Here is a 25,570-nt window from a genome sequence, read left to right on the forward strand (position 1 = left end):
CGCGGCTAAGCAACGATTCTTACGATGGTGATACGCTCCATGAAACGATGCCTGATCCTGCTTGTGTTTGTGATGCTGCCCATGGGTACGGTCCGCGCCGGGACGCCCGCCGAGTCTTACGAGATTCAGGACGTGCCCATGCCGCGCGGCGTCGCGCCCGAAATCGGCGGACTCGCCTTCACCTCCAAGGGCGAACTCATCGTCATCACCCGCCGCTACGGCATCCTCATCGGCACGCCCAATGACGACCCCAAACAATTCAAGTGGCGCGTCTTCGCCGACACGTCGCTGCATAATCCGATGGGCATCCTCGTCGAGAATGATCACACGTTCCTCGTGCCCACCATGGAGCAGCTCACGCGCATCAGCGACACCGATGGCGACGGCGTGGCGGACCTCTACGAATGCGTCAGTCAGGGATGGGGCATCAGCGGCAACTACCACGAAACGAACACCGGCCCGGTGCCCGATGGCGAAGGCAACTGGCTGCTGGCGATCGGCACCGCGTCCTACAGCGGGCCGACGTTCGAGTACCTGCGCGGCCCGTATTCGAAAGCCGGTCGGCGCGGAAGAAACTACGCGGCGGTGCAGTGGAAAGGTTGCGTCGTGCGCATCAAGCCCGACGGCTCCGTCGAGCCCTACGCCTACGGGTTCCGCGCCAACAACGGCATCTGCCGCGATGACGCCGGCCACATCTGGGTCACGGATAACCAAGGCGACTGGCGCGGCACGAGCCCGCTCTTCGATGTCAAACCCGGCGGGTTTTACGGGCATCCCACGTCGCTGGTGTGGGACAAATCATGGACGAAGTCCGACGATCCGCTGCGCTACGCGGCGGAGCATCGCGAGGAGATGGACAACTTCCGACAGCACGCGGCCGTGGAGTTCCCGCAGGGTTTGATGGCTTCGAGCCCTTCGCAACCGATCATCGATACGACCGGCGGCAAATTCGGCCCGTTCGCCGGGCAAATGTTCATCGGCGACGTCGCCGGCACACGCATCGTCCGCGTCATGCTCGAAGAAGTCGACGGCGTCATGCAGGGCGCCTGCACGCATCTCGTCAACGGCGGCGGACTCCGCGGCGGAAACAATCGCCTGTGCCTCTCCCCCGACGGCCGGACGCTCTACGTCGGACAAACCTTCCGCGGATGGGGCGGCCCCGCCGAGGGACTCCAACGCATCATCTACAAGGGCAAACCTCCCTTCGACGTGAAAACCATGTCGCTCGACGCCGATGGCTACACGCTGACTTTCACCGCGCCCGTCAACGCCGATCAGGCCGGCCGGCCCGACACCTGGCGCTTTCAGCGCTATCACTATGACTACACTTTCAACTACGGAAGCCCGCAGCTTGATGTCCAGAAGTTGACGGTCAAAGCCGTCAAAGTCGCGGACGACGGTTTGAGCGTGCGCGTGACGCTCGGAGAGCCGATGATCATCAACCGCATCTATCAGGTCGACGTCAACCAGCTTCATGCCGCCGACGGCCGCGAACTGGCCAATGATACGATCTGCTACACGGTCGACCGCCTTCGCCCTGGCAAATGAGGAATCCCCTGATGCGCCGCTGTGTGATGACGCTTGCGTTGATGTTGATGGGTCATGTCGCTTGCGCCGCGGATCGACCGAATGTGCTGATCATTCTGGCGGACGACATGGGCTTTTCCGATCTGGGCTGTTACGGCGGAGACATCGCCACGCCGAATCTTGATGCGCTGGCGGGCGAGGGCCTCCGCTTCACGCAGTTCTACAACACCGCCCGATGCTGGCCAAGCCGCGCGGCGCTGATGACCGGATACTACGCCCAGGAGGTGCATCGCGATACCTTGCCCGGCCTCGCCAGCGGCATGCGCGGATCGCGCCCGACCTGGGCCCCGCTCCTGCCCGAATTCCTCGCGCCGCTGGGATATCGCAATTACCACAGCGGAAAATGGCACATTGACGGCCCGGTCCTGGCGGGCGGATTCGACCGCTCCCTCGATGTCCATAATCAGGGCAACTACTTCACCGCGCGCGGCAACCGCATCGACGACAAGCCCGTCACGCCCGCCGATGACGAGTCCGGCTATTACGCCACCGACGCCATCGCCGATCACGCCATCGCGTGCCTCAAGGACCACGCCGCTCACTTCGCCGACCGCCCGTTCTTCCAGTACGTCGCATTCATCTCGCCGCACTTCCCGCTTCAGGCCCCGCAGGCGGATATCGACCGATACCGCGATGCTTACCTGGAAGGATGGGATGTCATGCGACAGCGACGCTTCGAGCGGCAGAAGCGCATGGGCATCGTGAACACCACGCTTTCGGCGCTCGAACCGGACGTCGGCCCGCCGTACGATTTCCCCAAGGCGATCAAACAGTTCGGGCCCAACGAAGTCAATCGCCCCGTGCCCTGGAACACGCTCAACAAAGATCAACAGCGCTTTCAGGCCACGAAGATGGCGATCCACGCCGCCATGGTTGACCGCATGGATCGACAGATTGGTCGGCTCATCGCGCAGCTCAAGGCGATGGGCGCTTATGAGAACACGATCATATTCTTCGCCTCCGACAACGGCGCAAGTGCCGAGATGATGGTGCGTGACGGCGGACACGACCCCAACGCCCCGCCCGGCAGCGCCGCCACCTACCTCTGCCTCGGGCCCGGCTTCTCCAGCGCGTGCAACACGCCCTTCCGCCGGCACAAGACATGGGTCCACGAAGGCGGCATCAGCACGCCGCTCATCGTCCACTGGCCCGCCGGCATCGCCGCGCACGGCGAGCTGCGCCACACGCCCGGCCATATGGTCGATATCGTCCCGACGATCCTTGAACTCGTCGGCACGAAAAAGCCCGCCGACTGGAAGGGCGAGCCGATCCCGCCCGCACCCGGACACAGTCTCGTGCCCGCCCTGAGCAATGACGTGACCATCGAGCGCGACAGTCTCTGGTGGCTCCATGAGGGCAACCGCGCGATCCGCGTCGGCGACTGGAAGCTTGTCGCCGCCAAGACAGACCCCTGGGCGCTTTACGATCTGAGCACCGACCGCGCCGAGTCCAACGACCTCGCCGCCGAGCATCCCGACATCGTCGCGCGACTTGAAAAGGCCTGGGAAACCCAGTTTCATCAGGTCGTCCAGATGGCTGGCGCCACGGACGAACACGGCAAGAAAAAGTAATGCCTCGCCGCCGACGGCGATCGGCACTCCTGCTCGCATTACGCCCCGATTCCCTCCGAGAGGCGACACCGTCATGACGAAACCCAACTCCCCGCTCCCGCACCGCCTGCTCCTGCCGGCCCTCTTGCTGTCGATCGTGATGGCGCGGGCGGCTTCGACATCGCAGGCCGCCGACGCTGCGCGGCCCAACATCCTCATCATCATGGCCGACGACATGGGCTTTTCCGACATTGGTTGCTATGGCTCGGAGATCGACACGCCGAACCTCGACAAGCTCGCGGCTCAGGGCGTGCGCTTCCGGCAGTTTTACAACAACGCCAAGTGCGAGATGACGCGCGCATCGCTGGTCACGGGGCAGTGGTGGCACCACGTGGGGGCGTCGCCGACCGTGCATTACGCCGGGCCGACGTTCGGGGAGATGCTGCGCGAGCAGGGTTACCGCACGCTCATGAGCGGCAAGTGGCACGCGGGCGAAACGCCCTTTGAGCGGGGATTCGATCGGTACTACGGCCTGTGCGACGGGTGCTGCAATTACTGGAACCCCGGTCACGCCCGCCCCGGCGAGCCGGAGCCGGCGAAGAAGAAGGTGCGCCGCTGGGCCATCGATGACAAGGAGTTCACCCCGTACACGCCCGAGGACAAAAACTTCTACACGACCGATGCGTTCACCGACTACGCGATCAAGTACCTCGACGAATATCAGCACGAGGACAAGCCGTTCATTCTGTACCTGGCCTACACCGCCCCGCACTACCCGCTTCAGGCCTCGGAAGCGGAGGTCAACAAATATCGCGGCAGGTACATGATCGGTTGGGACAAGCTGCGCGATCAGCGGCTCGCCAGGCAGAAGGCGATGGGCCTCATCGCGGCGGACGTTCAGCTCCCGGCGCGCGAGCCGGAGAACCCGGCGTGGGAGTCGCTCAGCGAAGAGCAGAAACAAGCATGGGACCTGCGCATGGCGACGTATGCGGCGGTCGTCGATCGGCTCGACCGCAACATCGGGCGCGTCTTCGACAAGCTTCGCGCCATCGGCAAGGCGGACAATACGGTGATCTTCTTCCTCTCGGACAACGGCGCGTGCGAGGACAATGCCGACCGCTCGACGGTCAAGGGCGCGATGCCGTGGGAAGTGACCAGCTACATCACGCAGGGTCGACCCTGGGCCAATGCCTCCAACACGCCCTACCGCAAGTACAAGACGTTCGACCACGAAGGCGGCGTGCACACGCCGATGATCGCGGCCTGGCCCGGCGTCACGAAGCCCAACACGTTCAGCGATCAGGTGGGGCATCTCATCGACTTCGCCCCGACGTTTTTGGATCTCGCCGGGGCGAAGAAGCCGGATCGTCTGCCGGGCATTTCGCTGGTGCGCTCGCTGCGCGGCGAAGTGGTCGAGCGGCCGACGCTCTACTGGGACTTCGGCAATTCGGCGGCAATCCGCGAAGGCGACTGGAAGCTCGTCAGGCATGGCAAGACATGGGAGCTTTACGATCTGGCCAAGGATTCGACGGAGATTCACGATCTGGTCAGCGCCGACCCGGGCCGCGCCGCGGCGATGGCGGCCCGGTGGACGCAATGGTGGGGCACGGGCAAGCGGGCCGCGGACAGATCCGGGGACGGCAAGGACGAATAGCCGCCCGCGGATGCAATTCGGCGGCGGGCCGTCCGTTCTTATAATGACACCATGGATATTCTCATCGGCAGCGCGCTGGGGTTCGTGCTCGGACTCGTCGTCTGGTGGGGCCTGAAGCGCGGCGGCGCGGGCGCCACCGAAATCAACATTCAGCATTCGATCACCCAGCTCCGGGCCGTCGGCGAACTGACCGTCTTCCGGCTCGTCACGCAGCAGATCGTCACGGCGGAGCAGCATCTGGCGGGCAAGTGGAAGGATTGGGTCAAGTGGCTTTTGTCGACGAAAAAGCTCGCGGTGATCATCGAGTACGGCATCGACTTCAAGTATGACCTGCGCGATCAGAAGTTCGACGTCGTGGACGAAGGCGCCGGGGTGTACCGGCTGGTGATGCCGCCGTGCATTTGTCAGACGTACATCCGCGATCTGAAATTTTACGATGAGCGCAATGCGCGTTGGCTGCCGTGGCTGCTCGGCGACGTGACCGAGGCGCTGGGGCCGGGCTTTGACGAGCAGGACAAGAACAAGCTGCTGGAGGCGGCGCGTCAGGAGGCGGAGCAGAAGGCGAAGCAGATGGTGCAGCAGCTCGCGACGGAGGCGCAGAGTTCGGCGCGGCAGACGCTTGAAGCGCTGGCGCGCGGGTTCGACGTGCAGCGCGTCATCATCGACTTCGCCGAGTCGCATGCACAAACGGAAATGAAGCCGGAGTCGGCTTCGTAGGACACTTTTTCACAGGAGCAACTTCGATGAATCGGGCATTCGTGTGGGCCGTCGTGGTCGGCGCGATGATTGTCACGGGCGCGTTCGGCGCGGAGAAGAAGAAGGACAACAAGCCGTCCAAACAGGAGATCGCGCAGGCGGAGAAGCGCGTCGAGGCCGCCAAGCGCGAGAGCGCCAAGGCCAGGGACGATTCGGACGAGGCGATGAAAAAGGCCCGCGGCGACACCGATGCGGCGACCAAGGCGCGGGCGGCGCTCATGGAGGCCAAGCAGCGCGATTCGGAGGTGTTCAATCGGCTGACGCGCGACAGTGAGCAGGGCAAGGCGATTCACGGAGCGCAGCAGGACGCCGACGCGGCGCGGGCGGACATGGACAGCGCGCGCGACAAGGTGTTGGGCCAGCTCGACGGCGACGCGTCGTACAAACAGGCGAGCGATCTGGTGGCGCAGGCGAGGGCGGCGCTGGAGCAGTTGCGCGATTCGGGCGCGGCGACGCCCGAGCAGATCGCCAAGGCGGCGGATCAGATCAATGATCAGGACACGGCGCTGGGTAAGCTGCGCGATGCGGCGTTGGCGAAGGACCCGCAGTACAGCGCGGCGGCGGATCGGTTCAAGGCGGCGTCGGCGAAGCTCGCATCGCTTCAGGACGCGATGGAGTCGAAGATTCGCGACAATCCCGAGCGTCAGAAGGCGGTCGCGGCGGTGAAGGCCGCGCAGGATCGGGTCAACGAGACGGAGCGCGACAGCCGAACGTCACAGGCGGCGGCGGCTCGGGCGCGCGATGAGTACAACCGCAAGGCCGCGGCCGTGCGTTCGGCGGAGGATCATCTGAAGGATCTGCGGCGCTGAAGGATCAGGGCTGATCGGCCCATGACGCGAGCTTCTCGGCGTCGATCGCGCCCCAGTAGAGACGCAGGTCGTGATACTCGCCGTTGAATTTCTCCGGCCCGTCGTACTCGCCGACGGGCGAGCCGGGGTCGGCGCCGATCGAAAGACCTTCATGGGGTTGATCGCTGATGACCGAACCGTCGGCGGACGCGACTTCCTTGCCGTTCACGTACAAGTGCAATTTCGACGCGGTGTCGATCGCGCCGGCCAGATGCACCGGCTCGCTCATCTTCACCGCTGAGGGCGCGGCGACTTTGTAGAGTGTATCTTCATTGCGCACGGCGAACGTCGGGACGCCCTTGGCCAGATACAGACTGAACCCCAGCGACCCGCCGCCCTGCGCGATGAGCACGCCATCGGGCGACGTCGGCGTGCACCACCCGCCGACCGTCAGCGGCTTGCCCGACGGATCGGGCGAGGCCGGCGTGGCGTCGCCTTCTTTGGCGACGTGCAACACCTGCTGAAACTTCACATCCCGGGGTGCCTGGGCGTGCTCCTTGCGGCGCGCTGCCTTGATGCGCTCGATGATCTGCTTGTACGTGATGTCCGGCTCGGTGTCCTTGTAGAGGACCTGAAGCCGCTTGATCTCGTCCTTGAGCTGCGCCGCCTCTTTGGCGTAGGCGGGATCGTCGTAGACGCTGTGCATCTGCTGGCGGTCCTTGATCATGTCGTACAATTCATACTCGCCGGTGATCGGGAAGTGCACGAGCATGTAGTTTTCCGTGCGGACGCCGTAGTGCGGCTGCACATGATGCGAGCCCGGCTCGTATTCGTAGTAGTGGTAGTAGAAGCTCTTGCGCCAATCGTCGGGCGTGTGCCCCTTGAGGATTGGCACGAAGCTTCGGCCCTGCATGTCGTCGGGGACCTGCACGCCGGCGGCGTCGAGCATCGTCTCGGCGAAATCGAGATTGCTCACGATCGCACTGCTCGTCGAGCCCGCGTCCGTCACGCCCGGCCAGCGCACCATCAGCGGCGTGCGCAGCGATTCCTCGTAGATCCATCGCTTGTCGAACCAGCCGTGCTCCCCGAGGTAGAAGCCCTGATCGGAGGTGTAGATGACGATGGTGTTCTTGGCGAGGCCCGACTTGTCGAGGTAATCGAGGACCCGGCCGACGTTTTCATCGACGCTGGCGACGCAGCGGAGATAGTCCTTCATGTAGCGCTGATACTTCCAGCGGGTCAGGTCGTCGCCGGAGAGGTTCGCCTTCTTCATCGCCTCGTTCTCCGGGCCGTACGCTTCATCCCATTGCTTTTTCTGTTCGGGCGACAACTGCGGCGGAGCCCAGTCGACTTTCAGATCCTGCTTCATGCGCATCGTCTTGGCGATGGTCATGTCCTGCTGATGCGCCGCGGTGCCGCGTCCGTCGTAGTTGTCGAAAAGCGTTTCGGGTTCGGGGATCGTCTGGCCGTCGAACATGTGAAGCATCTTGATGGGCGGCTCCCAATCGCGATGCGGGGCCTTGTTCTGATACATGAGCATGAACGGCTTGTTGGGGTCGCGCTTGTTCTGAAGCCAGTCGAGGGTGATGTCGGCGGTGATGTCGGTGACGTAGCCGGTATGTGCGACGCGCTGGCCGTTCTCCTTCATGGGCGGGTTGTAGTACTGGCCCTGCCCGTAAAGGATGTGCCAGTAGTCAAAGCCCTGCGGGTCGGAGATGAGGTGCCACTTGCCGACGATCGCGGTCTGGTAGCCGGCTTTCTGAAGCAGCTTCGGGAAGGTCTGCTGATCGCCGTTGAAGACTTCCGAGCCCTCGTTGCCGTAGTAGCCATTGAGATGGCTGTACTTGCCGGTCTGCACGACCGCGCGGCTCGGGCCGCAGAGCGAATTGGTCACGAAGCAGTTGCGGAAGAGCATGCCTTCCTTGGCGAGCCGGTCGAGGTTCGGCGTCTGGTTGAGGCCGTGCCCGTAGGCGCTGACGGCCTGATAGGCGTGATCGTCGCTGAAGATGAACAGGATGTTGGGTCGATCGGCGGCGGCGACGGCGGCGGCGAGCAGGAGCATGAGCGCGAGCGGACGATGCATGATGTGAACCTCGAAGGAAACAGGCGGGTCGTGTTCAGCGTACGGGGTGATATACTTCGGGTCAACGCTTGAAAGGACTGGGCTTATGCGTCGGCGAGTGGTGTTTTTGGTGCTTTGCGTCATGCTCGGCGCCGCCGCGACCGGCCGGGCCATCGAAATCGAAGTCGACGCCGGGGCGTACGACCGGGTGGACACGCCTGTCGCGTTCGACATGCCCCAACCGCTTTCGAATGCGAAATACGTGCGGCTGACGCGGATCGACAGCGGGGAGCCGATCGTGATTCAGCGCGAGCCGGGGGCGCCGCAGCGGATCGTCTGGCTCGTCGGTCAGCGCATCGAAGCCGGCGCGGCGAGGCGGTACAAGCTCGAAGCGCTCGACGGCCCGGACAACGACAATGCCGAGCCGGACCATGTGCACGTGCAGCAGGACGAGAAGAAGATCGAAGTGGCGGTGCGCGGGCGGACCGTGATGCGCTACCACATCGCCACGAATCTCTCCCCCATCGCCGGCGAACCCTACTACCAGCGCAGCGGATACATTCACCCCCTCTACACCCCCGCCGGCGACGTCGTCACCGACGACTTCAACCCGGATCATCCGCATCAGCACGGCGTGATGTTCGCATGGACCGACACGACCTTCGAGGGCCGCAAGGTCGACTTCTGGAACCAGCAGAAACTCGAGGGCACGGTCGAACATGAGGCCGTGCTCGACACCGTCGACGGGCCGGTGTTCGGGCAGTTCGATGTGGCGCTGCGGCATGTCAACCTCAGCGCGCCGGGCGGACGCAAGGTCGCGCTGCGGGAAACATGGCAGGTGCGCGTGTATGACCTGACGGATTATTTTCTGTTCGACCTGACGTCGATTCAGTCATGCGCCGGACCCTCGCCGCTGTATGTCAACAAGTATCACTACGGCGGGATGGCGATCCGCGGGGCGCGCGAATGGACGAAGGATCACTGCCAGATGCTCACCAGCGCCGGCGAAGATCGCCTCGGCGGCAACCACACCCGGCCGTACTGGGTCGACATCAGCGGGCCGGTCGGTCACGACGAGGCGGCGGGCGTGGCGATCCTTCAGAGCCCCGACGATTTCCGCTACCCGCAGTACGTGCGGCTCCATCCGCAGATGCCCTACTTCGTCTACAGCCCGCAGGTCGATGAGGGCTTCGTGATTGAGCCGGGCAAACCGTACGTCTCGCAGTACCGCTTCTACATTCACAAGGGGGCGATCAACACGACGGAGGCGGACCATCTGGCGCACGACTATCAGGATCCGCCGAAGATCCGCGTGATCGGGCCCTGAAAATCCGGTTGGTCAAGGCGGAGGTCGTCTCTACAATAAGTTTTCTGGAGGCCGCCATGCCGCACGTCGATCTTGCCCGCCGTTCCGTCGCCGCCCTGATTCTTGTGTCCGCGCTGCTTGTCGCGCCGCTGCGGGCGGAGAGCAACTCGAGCCGGCTCGATCGCCGGGAGGAACTGGAGGCGACGATCAAGCAGATGAAGACGACGATCGCGTCGCTGACGACGAAAGTGTCGAACATTCAGGCGATCGTCGACGAGCAGAAAAAGGCCTACGAAGCGAGCGAGAAGAAGATCGCCGACACGCAGGCGTCGCTGGCGGAGCAGCGCAAGGCGATCGGCGACCGGACCGGCGAACTGAACCAGATCACCGCGTCGCTCAACGCCGAGGTGGACCAGGACCCGGCGATCGCGGAGGCGATGAAGGCGGTCGATGAAGCGAAGAAACCTTATGACGAGCGGCGCGACAAGCTCAGCGTCGAGATTGTCAAGACCGATGCGTACCTCAAAGTCGCGGACGAACTGAAGATGAAGCAGGAGCGGCTCGATCTGCTCAATGGATCGACGGCGGCGGTGGACGAAAACGAGTTGGCGGGCCTGCGCATCGAAGTCGTCAATCTACAGACGCGCGTCGGCCAGGCGCTCGAAGACGCCTTGTCGCGCGATCCGGAGCTGGCGGCGATGAAGGAAAAGCTCGACGCCGCCAACGACAAGCTCAAGGAGCTGCGCGGGGCGATGCTCGCCAAGGTGCGCGATGATCCGAAGCGCGTCGATGCGGAGAAGGCCGTGACCGAAGCCCGGCAGAAGGTCGCGCAGCTCAGCCACGACCTGCTCGACGCCAACCGCGAAAACATGCTCGTCAAATCCAAGTACGCCCGGGCGTACGGCGTGCTTCAGCAGACGCAGAAGGAACTGGACCAGAAGAACTTTCTGCTCAAGGGTCTTTACGACGAGCTGAAGGCGACCTACCGCGACAACTGATCCGTCAGGTACCATGACTATTCAAATGAAAAGCGGGATCCCCCGATGGGCGATCCCGCTTATTTTTTCGCGATTTTCGCGTCATTCACTCGCTGGTGAGCGGGCTGAAGCGCGAACCGGCGAGGGGGACGCGGCGGTTGACGTCGGCGCCCTTGGGGATCAGCGGGGCGACGAAGAGGACGACCGCGGCGATGGCGATGTTGCCGAGCCAGAGCCAGTTCTGCAGGCCGAAGTAGACGAACACGCCGGTGGTCAGCAACAGCGCCAGTCCGATGGGGATCAGGCCGCGCCAGGCGAGGCGCATGAGCTGATCGAAACGGAAGCGCGGCAGGGTCCAGCGGACCCACATCATGATGGCGACGAGCGTCATCATCTTCGTGACCATCACGCCGACGTTCAGCAGCACGCCCAGCAGGCCGACCTTCTGCGGCTCGACCCCGCCGTAGATCAGATAGTCGAGCCAGGGCAGATGCCATCCGCCCAGGAACAGCACGGTCAGGAACGCGCTGCTCGTGGCCATGTGCATGTATTCGCCGAGGAAGAACATGGCGAATTTCATGGACGAGTATTCGGTATGGAACCCGCCGATGAGTTCCTGCTCGCACTCGGCCAGGTCGAACGGGGCGCGGTTGGCCTCGGCGAGGATGCAGATAAAAAACAAGACCGCGGCGACGGGCTGCTGGAAGACGTACCAAGAGGGGATGACGCCGAACCAGTATCCGACCTGCGCCTCGACGAGGTCGTGCGGACGGGCCGACCCGGCCATGAGCAGCACGGTCAGCACGCACAGGCCCATGGGGATTTCGTAGCTGAGCATCTGAGCGGTCGCGCGGATGCCGCCGAAGAAGGTGTACTTGTTGTTCGCCGCCCACGCGCCGATCGTCACGCCGTACACCGCCATCGATCCGATCGCGAGCATGTAGATCACGCCGATGTTGACGTCGGCGACGCTGATGGACAGTTCGCCCCACGGGCTTTCCCACACGCCGCCCCACGGGATGACCGCCCAGCCGAGCAGCGCCGGGATGACGGCGAGCACGGGGGCGAGCATGAAGAGCGTCTTGTCGACGTGACCGGGGTTGTAGTCTTCTTTCATGAAGAACTTCAAACCGTCGGCGATGGGCTGAAGCAGACCAAAGGGCCCCACGCGATTGGGGCCGATGCGGTCCTGCGCCCACGAGGCGATCTTGCGTTCGAGCAGAATGCCGTAGGCGGGTCCGGCGATCAGCATCACATGCATGATCACGAGAATGACGACGACGGACACGATCAACTGCGGGAGAAATTCCATGGTCTGGCTCAGCTTGGGCGTCGCAAAGTATTGTGGGACAAAGATGTTTTTACAGGCAGCACGGGGGCTTGGCAAGGCGGCCGGCGTGGGATTTCACGATGATTGTGGATAACGTGTGTATAGGTGTTTCCCGGCCCGGCGGGCATGTGTTCAGGTGGGGTTAAAATGACGTTTTTGTGTTCGATTGCGTGATTCGAGACATCCGAGTGCCAGGTCATGCGTGGAATCACGCATTCCAAGACCTTTATTTGCAGATATTAACGGTTCGGGACGTCTTGCATGTGTTTTCTGAGTGTGAATGCACCGCCGCAAGTGGGGCTCCGGAACACGTTCGCCGCCCCCGCCGGGTTTCAGCGGGGGCGATGTGGAAAACCTGCCGAAACTGTGCCGATCGCCGACCTGAAAATGCCGCTTCTCAGCGCATTACCTGGTCCAGTTCGCGGCGGGTGGCGGCATCGGTCGTGTCCACATCGACGTTTGCGAGCATCCGGTCGATGATCGTGTCCGAATCGATCCCGTCGGCCTCCGCGTTGAAGTTCGGAATGATCCGGTGCCGCAACACGGGATGCGCCATCGCTTTAATGTCATCGACCTCCACATGGTGCCGGCCCTGAAGAATCGCACGGGCTTTGCCGGCGAGGATCAGATACTGACTCGCCCGAGGCCCGGCGCCCCATGCCAGATAGCGCTCGATGAACTCGCTGCGCTTGCCCGTCTCGTGCACCCGCGTCTCGCGCACCAGCCGCAGGGCGTAACGGATCACATGATCCGCCACCGGCACATCGCGCACGATCCGCTGAATCTCCAGCACCTGCTCCGAGTCGAGCACCGTCGCCAGATGCACCAGCCGCCGGGCCGTCGTGCGTCGGACGATCTCCATTTCCTCTTCCTCGGAGGGATAGCCCACCTTGATCATGAACATGAACCGGTCAAGCTGCGCTTCGGGAAGCGGATACGTGCCTTCCTGCTCGATGGGGTTCTGCGTCGCGAGGACGAAGAAGGGTTCGGGCAGGTGATGCTTGACGCCGCTGGCGGTCACCTGATGCTCCTGCATCGCCTCCAGCAGCGCCGCCTGCGTCTTGGGCGGCGTGCGGTTGATCTCGTCCGCGAGCAGCACGTTGGCGAACACCGGCCCTTTGACGAAGCGCAGCTCGCGCTTGCCCGAGAGCTTGTCTTCCTCGATGACTTCCGTGCCCGTGATGTCCGAGGGCATCAGGTCGGGCGTGAACTGAATGCGGGAAAAGTCCAGCGAGAGCGTGCGGCTGATCGTCGACACCAGCAGCGTCTTGGCCAGCCCCGGCACGCCCACCAGCACCGCATGGCCCTGGCAGAACAGCGCGATCAGCAGTTCGTCCACCACATTCGTCTGCCCCACGATGACTTTGCCGATCTCCGTGATGAGCTGGTTGTGCGCATCGCGGATCTTCTCTGTCAACGCCGCCGCGTCATTCGTCTGCTCGCTCATGCGGACTCCTGTACTTGCATCAACGGAGGGGTCGGATCAGCCGGCGGTCTCTGCCGACCGGCGGCCCCAGCAGTATAGTCATAATAGTAGAGAAAGAATGATTATCACTAGGAATAACGCCTGGCGCTTTGTGGATATCCTCCGTTGTCCGTCTCCACCCATCGGGCCGATCATCCTTTACATCATCGCCGCACTTGCGGGTGAACTGTCATCGGCGCTGTCGGCGGGCGCCGGTTCGTGACGATGCGAACGGAACGGATCATGTCGTCATGCCTGACGCTGTTGATTGAGCCGCCCGCATCGACATTTCGCGCCACGCATCCCACGACTTGTCCACAGCGTTACCGACAGCGCGAGCGCGGGGTGATTGAAGTCGCCCCGCCTTGACGGACGGTTCAACCATTGAGGTTTTCGGTGAGCTTGCGGTCGAGCTGATCGATCTGGCGGTTGAAGTCCGGCTCGATGGTCATGCGGTCTTCGGTCGTGCGGATGGCGTGCATGACCGTCGTGTGATCGCGCCCGCCGAAGTATCCGCCGATCTCCTCCAGCGAGTAGCGCGTGCGCTTGCGCGCCAGGTACATGCACACCTGCCGCGGCACGGTGATCGAGCGGTGCCGGCGTTTGGACTGCAAATCCAGCAGCTTCACGCCGTAGTAGTTCGTCACCGTGTCGATGATGTTCTGAATCGTCAGCTTGGGCCCCCCCGCCGCACCGGCCGGGTCGTCGCCGAGCGCTTCACGGGTCAAGCTCAAATCCGGCTCGATCCCGCGCAACATCGCCAGCGACTGCACTTTGGTGACGGCGCCTTCAAGCTCGCGGATGTTCGAGTCGATGCGCTCGGCGATGTAGCAAGCCGCATCATCAGGCAGTTGAATCCCGCGGATTTTCGCCTTGGTCTTGAGAATCGCCACGCGCGTTTCGTAGCACGGCGGGTCGATGCGGGCGACCAGACCCCAGTTGAAACGCGACACGAGCCGCTCCTCGAGCTGGGGGATTTCATTCGGCGGCGAGTCGGAGCTGAGGACGATCTGCTTGTTGGACTGATAGAGCGTGTTGAACGTGTGGAAGAACTCTTCCTGCGTGCGTTCGCGGTTGGTCAGGAAGTGGATGTCGTCGATGAGCAAGAGGTCCACATGCCGATAGCGCGTTCGGAACTGGCTCATCTGCCCGTTCTGCACCGCTTCGAGGAACTGGTTGACGAAGGTATCGCAGGACAGGTAGCAGATGCGCGCATCGGGCTTGTTTTGCAGGAGTTTCTGGCAGATGGCCTGAAGCAGGTGCGTCTTGCCCAGGCCGACGCCGCCATGCACGAACAAGGGGTTGTACGCCCGGCCGGGGTTCTCGGCGACGGCGACGGCGGCGGCGTAGGCCAGGTGGTTGCCCGGGCCGGTCACGAAGTTGTCGAACACGTAATCGGGGCTGAGCACGATCTGATCGTCGCCGTGATCGAAATGCACGAGCGTGGGCCGGCTCGGCGGCGGCGTGAGGCGGCCGGAGATGTGGATCTGCGGTCGTCGCACGGGCGGATCGGCCTCGACGACGCCGTGCGCCGCATGCGAAAGCGCCGCCGCGGCCTCGGCCATCGCTTCCTGATCGACGAAGCTGACCGTCACCAGCGCGCCGGTCGCCGCCTGCGCGGCCTCGGTGAACGCGTCATTGCAGCGCCGCGACAGATACGCCTGCTGCACCGGCGTGTTGACGCGGATCTGAAGCACGCCGCCGTCCAGTTCCAGCGGCTCAAGCTCTTCAAACCACTGGCGGCATATTTCGGCGTGGTGCCTGCGCAGGTGCGAAAGCATCTGCCGCCACATCGCCGGGTCGGGCATCGACATTGGCTCGTCTCTTGCTCTGGTCTTCCCTGCTATTCGATCGCGCCGCGGTTCCTGTTTGCCTCAGCGCGTCCACCTTTGAAGACTCTACGCCCAAGTTACGACTCGACGATGCTCATGTCAATGGGGATTCCACCCATGCGCGCCGCGTTTACGCCACACGCGCTTGACAACACGCGCGCTTTGCGGTTGCGCGCGACGCCGAACGCGCCGTGATCATCCGTGTACACTGTGCCTCATGCTCGCCACGCTCGCGCACATTCTCTCGCATATTCTCGCGCCGGTGCTGGCGATCACCGCGGCGGGCGCGGTTGTGCAGCGCTTTAAGGCGATGAACGTCGAGTCGCTGGTGCGGCTGAATCTCTACCTGTTCGTCCCGGCGTTTCTGTTCGTCAGCGTCGCAGAAAGCAAACTCACGTTCACCAACATCGGGCTCATCGGCGTGGCGGTGCTCGGGCCGATGGCGCTGTTGGCGATGCCGATCTATTTCCTCCTGCGGGCGCGGAAGGCGTCGGGCAACACAATCGCCGCGGTGGTCGTCGGCGGGCTGTTCTTCAACGCGGGCAACTTCGGGATTCCCGTCGCGCTGCTGGCCTTCGGCGCCGAGGGCGGCGCGGTCGAGGCGCTGGTGGTGATGTATCTGAACACGACGGTGTTCATGATCGGGTACGGCGTGCTGTCGGTGGCGCAGGGGCACGGCCTTCGGGCGGCGCTGGGGTATTTCAAGCTGCCGATGATCTACATGATCGTCGCGGCCTTTGCCGTGCGGCAGACCGGCTACGTGCTGCCGTTCTGGATCGACAAGGCGGTGCACACGGTGGCGGAGGGCATGGTGCCGGTCGCGCTGATCACGCTGGGGGCGCAGCTCGCGATGCGCGCCCGCTGGCCGCGCTGGCCCCTGATCGGGCCGGTCATGATCATCAAGCTGCTGGTGATGCCGGTTGTCACGGCGGGCTTGGTGTATATTCTCGGACTCTGGCCCTGGCCGGGGGCGCAGTTGATCCTCGCGGCTTCCGGGCCGACGGCCGTGAACACGCTGCTGCTGACGATCGAACTCGACGGCGACGCGGAAACGGCGGCGGACTGCGTCTTCTGGACCACGCTCGCCTGCGCCCTGACCGTCACGCTGACGCTCTGGCTGCTTCACCTGGCCGGAGGCGCCCCGCCGGCGCTGTGAATTCGTCACATCCGAAAAGCCCTGTCGATCGCGCGGTCTGTGCGGGTTGTAACGATTGTCATCGCGGTGCACGTATGAACCGGTCGGGCCGCCGGTTGGGGCGATCAAGTGCCCGGCCCCGCACGCCGATCATCAGGCATATATGATCCCACATACCCCCTCCTGCGAACCGGCTGATTCCAAGGCCAAGCAGCAGCGGCGTCACGGCCGCCTGCGCTGCGAATACCTGCGCTGCCCGATGGGCCGCGTAGTGAACCTTTCCGCCTCGGGCATGCGCGTGCACGGGCGCGGCAAGCTGGCGGTCAAGCCGGACCAGGTCTTCTTCGTCGTGCTTCAGAGTTTGTGCGGCGAGACGAAGGTCAAGAGCCGCGTCGCATGGGCGGAGCAGGTGGACGCCAAGCACTTTTCCGTCGGCATCGAGTTCGTCGACGTCAGCCCGTCCATGCGGACGGAGCTGATCGACATCGCGCGCGTGTCGGCGGAGAGTTACGTGATCGCGCATCGCGATGAAGAGCGGAAATTGTGACGATCGGGCCGGCTGGGCCGGTCGCAGGGAATGGAGAAACTTTTGGATGTCGAGCGGATGAATCGTAGGTTTGGTTGGCGGAATTCGGGCAAGCCGTCCGCGGAGGCGGCGCGTCGCGCGATGACCGCATGCGGGTGAACTTGGAGGCGAAATGGGATTTCGTTGGGTCCAGAAGAACATCAGCCCGATCGGCATCGACATCGGGGCCGACAGCATCAAGCTGCTTCAGATCGCGCAGGACGATCCGCCGCAGTTGATCAGTGCGGCGGCGATGACGATTCCTCCGGAGGTGCGCGCTCAACCGGCGACGCTGCTGGAGTATCTGGGCGGGGCGCTGAAGGAGCTGCTCAAGCAGGGCCGATTCAAGGGCAAGCGGGCGATCGTGTCGATCAGCTCGGCCCACGCGTACGTGCAGCATGTGCGCCTGGCCAAGTGCGATGCGGCCATGATCGAGTCGCTGCTGGCGACGGAGCTGCGCGGGCGTCTGCCGCTGGATCCGACGCAGATGGTGATGCGTCACGTCGTGGTCGGCGAGGTGTTCGCCGACGGGGCCGCGCGTCAGGAAGTCATCTGCCTCGCCGCCGCGCGTCATTACGTGCTTCAGATCATCAACCTGATCCGCGCGGCGGGACTGGATGTGGTCGGCATGCACTGCGAGCCGATGGCCATCCTCTCCGCCTTCGATCACCTTTTCGACGGCGCATCCGAAGCGAATCGTACGACGCTCTTCGTCGACATCGGCGCCTCGACGTCGAAGGTCATGATCGCGCACGGCAAACAGATGGTCTTCGCCAAGACGATCCGCGTCGGCGGCGACCATTTCAACCGGATCGTCGCCGAGCTGACGCAGATCAGCGAGTCCGACGCCCGCAAGTACCGCATTCAGGAAGCCGAGGACGGCGTGCGTCCCCAGTTCCCGTCGGCGCCCAAAGGCGCGCTGACGATGGTCGGCTCCGTCGCGGTCATCAAGCCCGCCGAGCAGCCCCGCGTCGCCGATGCGACGCAGTTGACCCAGCATCTGCTCGACTCGGAAATGCTCGAACTGCTCGTCGACGAGCTTCAGCTTTGCATCGGATATCACGCGGCCATGTTCCACGACCGGCCCATCGAAAAGGTGATCTTCCTCGGCGGCGAGTCGCGGCAGACCGCCATGTGCCAGCGCATCGCCAAGGCGCTGCGCCTGCCCGCGCAGTTGGGCGATCCCCTGGCGCGGCTGATTCGCGCGCCGCTCACGCCGGCGGTCAACGTGGACCTGCATCGTTCGCAGCCCGGATGGGCCGTGCCCATGGGACTGTGCCTGCTTCCGACCAACCTCTGACGCCATCGCCACAAGACAGGGAACGGACCGATGATCAACGAACGAAACGACAAGCTCAGCTTCCTCCCGGAAGACTACGTCGAACGGCGCATCGAGCGGCGGACGAACATCATCTGCCTCTCGCTCTTCGCCGTCGTGCTCGCCGGCGTCGTCGGCGCGTACCTGGTCACCAATCGCCACCGCGCCGACGTGCGCAAGCAGCGCGAGGTCATCAACGCCTCCTACACCGACGCCGCCAAGCGGCTCGAACAGCTTGACGAACTCCATCAGCGCAAGGAGCAGATGCTCCGCAAGGCGCAGATCACCAGCATGCTCATCGAGCCGGTGCCCCGGACGTTTCTGCTGGCGGACCTGATCAACCGCATGCCCAAGTCGCTGAGTCTGTTCGATCTTCAGATGGCTTCGAAGGTCGTCAAGCCGGTCTCGCCGGTGGCGACCAAGTCGGCGCTGTCGCAGCGTCACAAGGGCGGGCTCGGCGGATACAACTCCAACGCGCCCGACAAGGACAAGGACAAGAAGGACGAGGAGCCGGTGCCCGAGTACATCGTGAACGTGACGATCAGCGGCGTGGCGCCGACGGACGTTCAGGTCGCCCAGTACCTGGCGTCGCTTCAGCAGTCGGCGCTCATGAGCGACGTCAATCTCGTCTACTCCGAAGAGATCAAGATCGACGAGGCGTCGATGCGCAAGTTCCGCATCGACATGACGCTCAACCAGCATGCGGACGTGCGGTCGATCGACCCCATCGAGATTCCGCGCGAGCTTCAGAAGAACCCGATGCAGGCGCAGCCGACGATCGTGCCCTCATCGATCCACACCGAGCCGTCCGAGCCCGAGCACCAGGTGGCCAACGGGACGCGGGCGGGGGAGGAGTAAGCCATGCGATTCGGACTGCGTGAACTGATCTTCGTGATGGTGCTGCTGGCGGTGCCGGTGGCGGCATGGTGGTTTGTGTTCAAGCCCAACAATCTGCAGATCGCCCAGGCCCGCGAGGAAATCCGCGCCAAGCAGCAGAAGCTTCAGCAGCTTCAGGCCGCGACGCGCCAGATGGAGGACCTCGGGCACGAGATCGACAAGCTCACCGAGGCGATCGACGTCTTCGAAGCCAAGCTCCCGGCGGAGAAGGAAGTCGAAGTGATGCTCAAGGAGGTGTGGCAGCTCGCCGCCAAGCACGGGCTCAAGCCCCGCTCCGTCCGCGCGGAAAAGCCCATCAAGAGCAGCCGCTATTCGGAACTGCCCCTCAAGATGGTCATCACCGGCAACTTCGACGGCTACTACGCCTTCCTGCTCGATCTGGAGCGACTGAGCCGCATCACCCGCGTGCCCGAAATGAAGCTCGAGAAGCTCAAGAACGGCGACGAGGGACAGATGGAGGCGCAGTTCACCTTGAGCATCTTCTTCGAACCGCAGGACGCCAACCCGACGACCCCCAAGGCCTGAGCCGACCGGAGATTCAACGATGGAAAGCTTCAAGGATTTCGATTCGATCAAGGACGACGCTCTGCCCGAGGGCATGACCGGCGGCGTGCTGGCGACGCAGGACGAGGACCCCGTGTCGATGCCGCTGGGCATCGGCGGCGAAGCGGGCTTCGGCGCCGCGCTGGGCGATCCCGCCGCCGCGTCCAAGTCGTCGAGCAAACTCAACGGCGCGCTGCTGCTCGTCGTGGTCCTGTGCGTCGCCGGCGGCACGCTCTGGACCATGCGCGTGACCGGCGGCGTCGAGAAACTCGATCAGTCCATGGTCGCCACCGAAAAGAAAATCGATCAGGCCCTCGCCAAGCTTCAGGCCGACAAGAAGGGCTCCGCCGCCAGCCCCGGCAATCTCGACGCCCTCTTCGGCGACACCGACAAAGTCATCGCCTCCTTCTCCAACGATCCGACGAAGCGGCAGGTCGATGTGGACCACCTTCAGAAAAACCCCTTCGAGATGTTCGTCTCGGCCAACAAATCGTCGACCGACCAGAACGTCGCCGCCATCGACAAGGTCAAGGCCCAGCGCCTCAAGGAGATCAAGGCGGAGTTCGACAAGCTCCAGCTTCAGAGTCTGCTCAATGGCGCCCAGCCGCTGGCCGTCATCAGCGGCAAGGTTCTCAAGGAAGGCGAATCCGTCGGCTCGTTCACCGTCTCCAAAATCACGCCGACCGGCGTGACGCTCTCGGCCGAAGGCAACACGTACACGCTCGCGATGAAAAAACCGTTGGACCTCAAGAACTGAACCATCATGCGCAACAAGGACCTTGACAACTGGCTTTCCGATGTGGAGCTCGAGGCCGCCGAGGCCCCGGCTCCGGCGTCCTTGGGCAAGCCCACGCTGGCGACCTCGATGCAGCGCGTCGAAGGCGCGCACGGCGGGGCGCTGGCGGACCTGTACCAGCCGGACCATCCCATCGGCCCCAACGCCGACATCGCCGAGCAGCTTCAGGCCAAGGGCGTCATCACCGCCGCGCAGGCCACCGAAGCCCGCGCCCTGATCAAGCAGACCCCGGGCAAACAGCTTGCCGACGTGCTCGTGGACCTGGGCGTCAACGAGGCGGCGGTGCAGCAGGTCCGCGCGGACATGGCCGGCATCCCCTTCGAAACCGTCGATGCCGACAAGATTGAAGAAAAGCTGCTCCACCGGCTCGGGCCCGACTACTGCAAAGCGCACGGCGTGATCCCGCTGCGCGAGTCGGGCACACGCATCGTCGTCGGCGTGACCGATCCGCGCAAGCTCTTCATGCTCGAAGAAGTCAGCCGCAAACTCGGCAAGCCCGTCAAGGTCGTGCTCATCACGACGCACGATGTCATGGCCGTCATCGAAGCGTTCACCGAAGAGAACGCCACCGACGTCGCCGTCGACGAGATCATCAAGGACATCGAGGAAGACGACGTCGAAGTCGTGCAGATGCAGGACGAGGACGTCGACCTGGAGAAACAGGCGGGCGAGTCGCCGGTCATCCGCTTCGTCAATTACCTGATCTACGACGCGGTCAAGAACGGCGCGTCGGACATTCACATCGAGCCGCAGGAAAAGAAGCTGCGCGTGCGCTACCGGATCGACGGCGTGCTGTTCGAGATGATGAATCCGCCGCACACGATGCACGCGGCGATCGTGTCGCGCCTGAAAATCATGGCGAATCTGGACATCTCCGAGCGTCGCCTGCCGCAGGACGGGCGCATCCGCGCGATGGTGCACGGCCGCAAGCTCGACCTGCGCCTCTCGACGTTGCCGACGGGCGCGGGCGAAAAGGCCGTGCTGCGAATTCTCGACTCGCGCAGCGTGCAGGTCACGCTCGACCAGCTCGGCATGCCGGAAAACACGCTGACCGTCTGGAAGAAGCAGATCAATCAGCCGCACGGCATCATCCTCGTCACCGGGCCGACCGGCTCGGGCAAGACGACGACGCTCTACGCTTCGCTCTCGCAGATGGACCGGCAGAAGCTCAACATCTCGACCGTCGAAGACCCGATCGAATATCACCTGGGCGGAATCACGCAGGTGCAGACGCATGAGCGCATCGGCATGAGCTTCGCCGCCGCCCTGCGTTCGCTTCTGCGACAGGACCCGGACGTGGTGATGGTCGGCGAAATCCGCGATGAGGAAACGGCGCGCATCGCCATTCAGGCCGCCATGACCGGCCACCTCGTGCTCTCGACGCTGCATACCAACGACGCCCCGTCGTCGATCACCCGGCTCATCAACATCGGCGTCGAGCCCTACCTGATCGGCGCGGCCGTCAACGCGGTGCTGGCCCAGCGGCTGGTGCGGCGGATCTGCGAGGGGTGCAAAAAGCCGACGAAACTTGACGAGGAAACCGCCGAGCACCTTTCGATGCACGGTCTGAATGTCGATGAGATTTACGTGGGCGAAGGTTGCCCCAAGTGTCACATGACCGGTTATACGGGCCGCGTCGGCCTGTATGAGATGCTCGTGCTCGACGATATGACGCGCGACGCCATCGCCCGCCGGCCCAACGTGACCGAGTTCCGCCGCCTGTGCATCGAACGGGGCATGACCACGCTCCGCGCGGACGGCTTCCGCAAGGTCGCGGAGGGACTGAGCACCGTGGAGGAAGTCCTGCGCGTGACGCAGGCGACGATTTGACGAAGCACCACACGCCGCAAGCGGCGTCGCTAAACAGGATGGAACCGCATGGACATTGACACGATACTCAAGACGGCCCTGGACAATGACGCGTCGGATATCCACCTCATCTCCGGCCACAAGCCGATGGTGCGCATTCACACGATCATGACCCCGCTCGACTACCCCGTCATCACGCCCGAGAGCGCCCGGCGCATGTTCGAGCATATGGCCGGCGAAAAGCAGATCGAGCGCTTCAAGGAAGTTCAGGACGTGGACTTCTCCTACGAACTGCCCGGGCGCGGCCGCTTCCGCGTCAACGTCCACTCCCAGCGCAGCTCCATCGGCATCGCCCTGCGCGCCATCAAGGACAAGATTCCGCCGATGGAGAAGCTCAATCTCCCTGAGGTCATCGAGCGGCTGACCTATCTGCCGCGCGGCCTGGTGCTCGTCACCGGGGACACCGGCTCGGGCAAGTCCACGTCGCTGGCCGCCATGATCAACGCCATGAACCAGCGTTACCACAAGCACATCATCACGCTCGAGGACCCGATCGAATATTCGCTCGTGTCCAACAAGTGCGTGATCGAGCAGCGCGAGCTGGGCGCCGACTGCCCCACGTTCGCCAGCGGCCTGCGTCACGTCCTGCGTCAGGACCCCGACATCATCCTCGTGGGTGAAATGCGCGACCTGGAGACGACGGCCGCGGCGATCACCGCCGCCGAAACCGGCCACCTCGTGTTCAGCACGCTGCACACCAACTCGGCGGCGAGCACGGTGGACCGCATCATCGACATGTACCCGGCGAATCAGCAGAACCAGATTCGCTCGATGCTCGCCGGCACGATTCAGGCGGTCATCAGCCAGACGCTCTTCCGCCGCGCCGACACGAAGGGCATGGTCCCCGCCGTCGAGATCATGCTCGCGACCAGCGCGGTGCGGAACCTGATCCGTGAAGCCCGCACGTTTGAAATTCCCAACGTGATCGAAACGAACCGCGCGATGGGCATGATGACGCTCGACAACGCCATCGCGCAGCTCTACTTCAACGGGATGATCAGCCGCGAGGACGCCATCGCGCAGGCGAACCATCCGGAGAAGCTCGAACGCATGCTCGCGGCGTAAGGTGAACAAATGACCAATGAACAAGCACCCATGACCAAGGAAATGACGAATGCTCCAATGTCTTCTCATTGGACATTGGGATTTGGTCATTGGTCATTCGAGGCCCATGGAATTTCGGCAGCCCCAGGGACGTAAAGATTATGCCTCACTATAAGTATCAGATTCAGTCCAAGGACGGACAGATGAGCATGGGGGTGCTCGCGGCGGAGAACGCCGTGGCCGCCGCCAACAATCTGCGCGCGCAGGGGCATCGCGTGCTCGGGCTCGTGCCCATCGAGTCGGCGGCGACGTCGGTGATGGACAAGCTCAAGGCGCTGAACTATTCGTCCGGCCCGGCGCCCAAGGACATTCTCAACTTCACCACGCAGCTGGCCGTGATGATCCGCGCGGGCATCAGCATCCGCGTCGCCATCGAAGGCATCGCCGAGCAGACGGAAAACGCCAAATTCAAGGATATTCTGGTGCAGATCAAGCGCGACGTGGAGAGCGGCAAGCCGTTCTCCGACGCGCTGGCCAAGCATCCCAAGCAGTTCAATTCGCTTTACATCAACATGGTGCGCGCGTCGGAAATGTCCGGTTCGTTCGCCAAGATGCTCGACCGCATCGCCAGCTACATGGGGCAGCAGATCGAGACGCGCGCGATGGTGCGCGGAGCGATGATCTATCCGTGCGTGATCTTCGTGATGGCGATCGCCACGACGTTCTTCCTGCTCACGTTCGTGCTGCCCAAGTTCGCGATGGTGTTCAAGGGCAAGGAATCGGTGCTGCCCTGGCCGACGATTTTCCTGATGGGGCTTTCGGATTTCATGGTGCAGTACTGGTATCTGGTGCTGCTGGGCATGGTGGCGATGCTGGCGGGCGGGATCGTGTTCATCCGGACGGAGGTCGGCGCCTTCTGGTGGCACAAGACGCAGCTCACGATGCCGCTGATGAACCGGCTCTTCAAGGCGCTGTACATCAGCCGGTCGCTGCACACGATGGGCGAGCTGGTCAACGCGGGCGTGCCGATGCTCGACACGCTGGCGATCACGGGCGACATCTCCGGCAACAGTCTGTTCCGCCGGCTGTGGCGCGCGGTGTACGCTTCGGTGAAACAGGGCAAGAAGATCAGCCACACGCTGATGAAGGCCCCGCTTTTGCCCAAGAGCGTCACGCAGATGATCGCGGCGGGCGAGGAGTCGGGCAAACTCGGCGAAGTGCTCGACGAAATCAGCGAATACTACGCCAAGCAGCTTCGCGAAACGATCAAGACCGTCACCGGGCTCATCGAGCCGATCATGATCCTGGCGATGGGCACGATCGTCGGCTTCATCGCCATGGCGATCATTCTGCCGATCTTCAAACTGTCGAGTCTGGTCAAATGAGGAGCGGGGCATGCGGAGCGCGGAGTAAAAACCATGACACACACGAAACGACATCCCATGCTGATCCAGGGGACGCGTTCGCTTGTGGCGTCAACGTCTGCGATGCAAGCGTCTTCAATCCGCACCGCCCACTCCCCGCGCCGCAATCGCCACACCGGCTTCACGCTGATTGAAGCGGCGCTCGTGACGATCATCGTCGGCGTCGGCGTGCTGGCGATCGTGCAGGCGGAGCAGTCGTATCACCAGCAGAACAACTTCTCGCAGCACATCGGCACCGCGCTGCTTCTGGCCAACGAGATTCGCGAACTGACGCTGAACATGCCCCAGCATGATCCGATCACGGGCACGGCGACATGGGGCCCGGAGTCCAACGAACATTCCGTCGTCGACTACGACGACCTGGACGATTTTGACGGGACGGACGGACAGGGCGTGACCTTCAGCCCGCCGATCGACGCGATGCGGCAGGAGATTCCGAACATGGCGGGGTGGTCGCAGAAGGTGACGGTGGTGAACGTGCTGCCGAACTACCTCTCGAGCAGCGCGCCGGCGCCCGATGACAGCACCGACGTGGTGCGGATCACCTGTCAGGTGTTCTATCAAAGCCCGCGGGACGAAGCACCGGTGGAGATCACGCGGCTGAGCTGGATCCGGGCGGGGGCGAACTAGAAAAACTTGAAAACGAAACAGATGCCAGAGATTCAAAACATG

Annotated in this window: 21 protein-coding genes; 17 read left to right on the plus strand and 4 right to left on the minus strand. The window is 63.5% G+C overall.

From position 1 onward, the window contains the following. The first annotated feature begins 39 nt into the window (after positions 1-39). From GC162_12110 to GC162_12130, 5 genes are all read left to right on the plus strand, one after another. Complete coding sequence (locus tag GC162_12110; protein ID MBI1369383.1) at positions 40-1,548, plus strand: hypothetical protein; 1,509 nt, start codon at positions 40-42, stop codon at positions 1,546-1,548. After that, positions 1,545-3,158, plus strand: a complete 1,614-nt coding sequence (locus tag GC162_12115) for a sulfatase-like hydrolase/transferase (protein ID MBI1369384.1) — start codon at positions 1,545-1,547, stop codon at positions 3,156-3,158. The genes GC162_12110 and GC162_12115 overlap by 4 nt, the downstream gene beginning before the upstream one ends. 73 nt (positions 3,159-3,231) lie before the next feature. After that, positions 3,232-4,791, plus strand: coding sequence for a sulfatase-like hydrolase/transferase (locus GC162_12120; GenBank protein MBI1369385.1), 1,560 nt, complete (start codon positions 3,232-3,234; stop codon positions 4,789-4,791). 51 nt (positions 4,792-4,842) lie between these two features. Next, complete coding sequence (locus GC162_12125; protein MBI1369386.1) at positions 4,843-5,508, plus strand: DUF4230 domain-containing protein; 666 nt, start codon at positions 4,843-4,845, stop codon at positions 5,506-5,508. 26 nt (positions 5,509-5,534) lie between these two features. Further along, entirely contained in the window at positions 5,535-6,356 is an 822-nt protein-coding gene (locus tag GC162_12130) for a hypothetical protein (protein ID MBI1369387.1), read from the plus strand. 4 nt (positions 6,357-6,360) lie between these two features. Here GC162_12130 and GC162_12135 read toward each other — a convergent pair whose 3' ends face one another. After that, positions 6,361-8,418 carry a sulfatase-like hydrolase/transferase gene (locus GC162_12135; GenBank protein ID MBI1369388.1) on the minus strand — a complete coding sequence of 686 codons (2,058 nt, stop codon included), beginning with the start codon at positions 8,416-8,418 and terminating at the stop codon, positions 6,361-6,363. 85 nt (positions 8,419-8,503) lie between these two features. On the opposite strand from GC162_12135, the gene GC162_12140 reads away from it, so the two are divergent. Then, complete coding sequence (locus tag GC162_12140) at positions 8,504-9,724, plus strand: hypothetical protein (GenBank protein MBI1369389.1); 1,221 nt, start codon at positions 8,504-8,506, stop codon at positions 9,722-9,724. A 56-nt stretch (positions 9,725-9,780) separates the two neighbouring features. Then, positions 9,781-10,701, plus strand: coding sequence for a hypothetical protein (locus GC162_12145; protein MBI1369390.1), 921 nt, complete (start codon positions 9,781-9,783; stop codon positions 10,699-10,701). Positions 10,702-10,786: 85 nt separating this feature from the next. Here the strand turns inward: GC162_12145 and nuoH are convergent, their stop codons facing one another. From nuoH to dnaA, 3 genes are all read right to left on the minus strand, one after another. After that, positions 10,787-11,992 carry an NADH-quinone oxidoreductase subunit NuoH gene (gene nuoH, locus GC162_12150; protein MBI1369391.1) on the minus strand — a complete coding sequence of 402 codons (1,206 nt, stop codon included), beginning with the start codon at positions 11,990-11,992 and terminating at the stop codon, positions 10,787-10,789. Between the two features lie 415 nt (positions 11,993-12,407). Continuing rightward, positions 12,408-13,457: an AAA domain-containing protein gene (locus tag GC162_12155; GenBank protein ID MBI1369392.1), complete on the minus strand. Its 1,050-nt coding sequence runs from the start codon at positions 13,455-13,457 to the stop codon at positions 12,408-12,410. Between the two features lie 395 nt (positions 13,458-13,852). Further along, positions 13,853-15,289, minus strand: coding sequence for a chromosomal replication initiator protein DnaA (dnaA, locus tag GC162_12160; protein MBI1369393.1), 1,437 nt, complete (start codon positions 15,287-15,289; stop codon positions 13,853-13,855). A gap of 235 nt (positions 15,290-15,524) precedes the next feature. On the opposite strand from dnaA, the gene GC162_12165 reads away from it, so the two are divergent. From GC162_12165 to GC162_12210, 10 genes are all read left to right on the plus strand, one after another. Beyond that, on the plus strand, positions 15,525-16,463 hold the full coding sequence (locus tag GC162_12165) for a hypothetical protein (GenBank protein ID MBI1369394.1): 939 nt from the start codon (positions 15,525-15,527) through the stop codon (positions 16,461-16,463). Between the two features lie 142 nt (positions 16,464-16,605). Next, positions 16,606-16,989, plus strand: coding sequence for a hypothetical protein (locus GC162_12170; protein ID MBI1369395.1), 384 nt, complete (start codon positions 16,606-16,608; stop codon positions 16,987-16,989). A 151-nt stretch (positions 16,990-17,140) separates the two neighbouring features. Continuing rightward, complete coding sequence (locus tag GC162_12175) at positions 17,141-18,307, plus strand: hypothetical protein (GenBank protein MBI1369396.1); 1,167 nt, start codon at positions 17,141-17,143, stop codon at positions 18,305-18,307. Positions 18,308-18,337: 30 nt separating this feature from the next. Continuing rightward, positions 18,338-19,183: a hypothetical protein gene (locus tag GC162_12180; protein ID MBI1369397.1), complete on the plus strand. Its 846-nt coding sequence runs from the start codon at positions 18,338-18,340 to the stop codon at positions 19,181-19,183. Between the two features lie 3 nt (positions 19,184-19,186). Further along, entirely contained in the window at positions 19,187-19,747 is a 561-nt protein-coding gene (gene pilO, locus GC162_12185; GenBank protein MBI1369398.1) for a type 4a pilus biogenesis protein PilO, read from the plus strand. Positions 19,748-19,766: 19 nt separating this feature from the next. Next, on the plus strand, positions 19,767-20,522 hold the full coding sequence (locus GC162_12190; protein MBI1369399.1) for a hypothetical protein: 756 nt from the start codon (positions 19,767-19,769) through the stop codon (positions 20,520-20,522). Between the two features lie 6 nt (positions 20,523-20,528). Further along, entirely contained in the window at positions 20,529-22,391 is a 1,863-nt protein-coding gene (locus tag GC162_12195) for a type II/IV secretion system protein (protein MBI1369400.1), read from the plus strand. 48 nt (positions 22,392-22,439) lie between these two features. After that, entirely contained in the window at positions 22,440-23,495 is a 1,056-nt protein-coding gene (locus GC162_12200; GenBank protein MBI1369401.1) for a PilT/PilU family type 4a pilus ATPase, read from the plus strand. Positions 23,496-23,635: 140 nt separating this feature from the next. Continuing rightward, on the plus strand, positions 23,636-24,859 hold the full coding sequence (locus GC162_12205) for a type II secretion system F family protein (GenBank protein MBI1369402.1): 1,224 nt from the start codon (positions 23,636-23,638) through the stop codon (positions 24,857-24,859). A 102-nt stretch (positions 24,860-24,961) separates the two neighbouring features. Then, positions 24,962-25,528: a hypothetical protein gene (locus GC162_12210; GenBank protein ID MBI1369403.1), complete on the plus strand. Its 567-nt coding sequence runs from the start codon at positions 24,962-24,964 to the stop codon at positions 25,526-25,528. Positions 25,529-25,570 lie beyond the last annotated feature (42 nt).

It is taken from the genome of Planctomycetota bacterium, assembly GCA_016125255.1.
Classification (GTDB): domain Bacteria; phylum Planctomycetota; class Phycisphaerae; order Phycisphaerales; family Zrk34; genus RI-421.

Coding starts and splice junctions, on each gene's coding strand:
- GC162_12145 (MBI1369390.1), top strand. CDS start 9,781: ATGCCGCACGTCGATCTTGCCCGCCGTTCCGTCGCCGCCCTGATTCTT.
- GC162_12115 (MBI1369384.1), top strand. CDS start 1,545: ATGAGGAATCCCCTGATGCGCCGCTGTGTGATGACGCTTGCGTTGATG.
- GC162_12110 (MBI1369383.1), top strand. CDS start 40: ATGAAACGATGCCTGATCCTGCTTGTGTTTGTGATGCTGCCCATGGGT.
- GC162_12125 (MBI1369386.1), top strand. CDS start 4,843: ATGGATATTCTCATCGGCAGCGCGCTGGGGTTCGTGCTCGGACTCGTC.
- GC162_12210 (MBI1369403.1), top strand. CDS start 24,962: ATGCAAGCGTCTTCAATCCGCACCGCCCACTCCCCGCGCCGCAATCGC.
- nuoH (MBI1369391.1), bottom strand. CDS start 11,992: ATGGAATTTCTCCCGCAGTTGATCGTGTCCGTCGTCGTCATTCTCGTG.
- GC162_12200 (MBI1369401.1), top strand. CDS start 22,440: ATGGACATTGACACGATACTCAAGACGGCCCTGGACAATGACGCGTCG.
- GC162_12120 (MBI1369385.1), top strand. CDS start 3,232: ATGACGAAACCCAACTCCCCGCTCCCGCACCGCCTGCTCCTGCCGGCC.
- GC162_12140 (MBI1369389.1), top strand. CDS start 8,504: ATGCGTCGGCGAGTGGTGTTTTTGGTGCTTTGCGTCATGCTCGGCGCC.
- GC162_12170 (MBI1369395.1), top strand. CDS start 16,606: ATGATCCCACATACCCCCTCCTGCGAACCGGCTGATTCCAAGGCCAAG.
- GC162_12195 (MBI1369400.1), top strand. CDS start 20,529: ATGCGCAACAAGGACCTTGACAACTGGCTTTCCGATGTGGAGCTCGAG.
- GC162_12190 (MBI1369399.1), top strand. CDS start 19,767: ATGGAAAGCTTCAAGGATTTCGATTCGATCAAGGACGACGCTCTGCCC.
- pilO (MBI1369398.1), top strand. CDS start 19,187: ATGCGATTCGGACTGCGTGAACTGATCTTCGTGATGGTGCTGCTGGCG.
- GC162_12180 (MBI1369397.1), top strand. CDS start 18,338: ATGATCAACGAACGAAACGACAAGCTCAGCTTCCTCCCGGAAGACTAC.
- GC162_12155 (MBI1369392.1), bottom strand. CDS start 13,457: ATGAGCGAGCAGACGAATGACGCGGCGGCGTTGACAGAGAAGATCCGC.
- GC162_12130 (MBI1369387.1), top strand. CDS start 5,535: ATGAATCGGGCATTCGTGTGGGCCGTCGTGGTCGGCGCGATGATTGTC.
- GC162_12165 (MBI1369394.1), top strand. CDS start 15,525: ATGCTCGCCACGCTCGCGCACATTCTCTCGCATATTCTCGCGCCGGTG.
- dnaA (MBI1369393.1), bottom strand. CDS start 15,289: ATGTCGATGCCCGACCCGGCGATGTGGCGGCAGATGCTTTCGCACCTG.
- GC162_12175 (MBI1369396.1), top strand. CDS start 17,141: ATGGGATTTCGTTGGGTCCAGAAGAACATCAGCCCGATCGGCATCGAC.
- GC162_12205 (MBI1369402.1), top strand. CDS start 23,636: ATGCCTCACTATAAGTATCAGATTCAGTCCAAGGACGGACAGATGAGC.
- GC162_12135 (MBI1369388.1), bottom strand. CDS start 8,418: ATGCATCGTCCGCTCGCGCTCATGCTCCTGCTCGCCGCCGCCGTCGCC.